The organism is Nocardioides sp. CPCC 206348 (assembly GCF_048654705.1).
Classification (GTDB): domain Bacteria; phylum Actinomycetota; class Actinomycetes; order Propionibacteriales; family Nocardioidaceae; genus Nocardioides.
This window is the reverse complement of record NZ_JBMCZA010000164.1, coordinates 1-827: the sequence shown is the minus strand read 5'-3', so window position 1 is coordinate 827 and position 827 is coordinate 1. Positions and strand designations below refer to the sequence as shown.

General features: G+C 67.4%; 1 protein-coding gene. It reads left to right on the top strand.

Annotated features, from left to right (window positions below):
- Nucleotides 1–784 (top strand): S8 family peptidase (locus ACOADB_RS12545; RefSeq protein WP_378598856.1); only part of this gene is annotated, 784 nt, incomplete at its 5' end.
- Nucleotides 785–827: the final 43 nt, after the last annotated feature.

Here is an 827-nt window from a genome sequence, read left to right as displayed (position 1 = left end):
CGGCAGCGCGGAGTCCCCCTGGCTCGAAGCCGACGACATCTTCGCCGACGCCACCGACCTCGAGACGGTGAACCAGTCCGCCATTCACGAGTACGCGGGTCATGGGACCTTCGTCGCCGGCGTCATCAGCTGCATGGCTCCCGAGACCAGGGTCGAGGTCGAGGGCGTCCTGACCCACGGCGGCGCCGTGTACGAGTCGGCGATCTGCCGGCAGCTCCGCGAAGCACTCGAGGATCCCGATCACCCCGAGGTGATCAGCATCTCCGCCGGCACGCACACGCGCCGGGGACTGGCCATGCTCTCGTTCCTGATGCTGGCCGAGAGACACGAGCTCGCCACCCGGAACGACGTACTGATCGTGGCCGCCGCAGGCAACGACGAGAGTGACGAACCCTTCTGGCCAGCCGCCTTCGAGTGGGTCGTGGGCGTCGGCTCAGTGGATCCCGACAAGAAGGTCTCCGACTTCTCCAACTACGGCAAGGGCTGGGTCAACGTGTACGCCCGCGGCCGCGACCTGGTGAACGCCTTCCCCATCGGGACCTACACCTGCCACGAACCGCCGAACGAGACGAAGGTGCGCCACTTCAAGGGCCTGGCCCAGTGGAGCGGCACATCGTTCTCGACCCCGATCGTCACAGGCCTGATCGCGGCGGAGATGCGCGCGAACCGGACGCCGAGCCCGATGTCTGCCCGGGAGGCGTGGGACGCCGTCCTGAACACGGCGATCGACCACCACGACACCCGCATCAACGAGGACATCAAGATCGTGGGTCCGCTGACCTGAGGCCCGGGGGTTTCGAGGCTCGCTGCGCTCGCACCTCAACCAC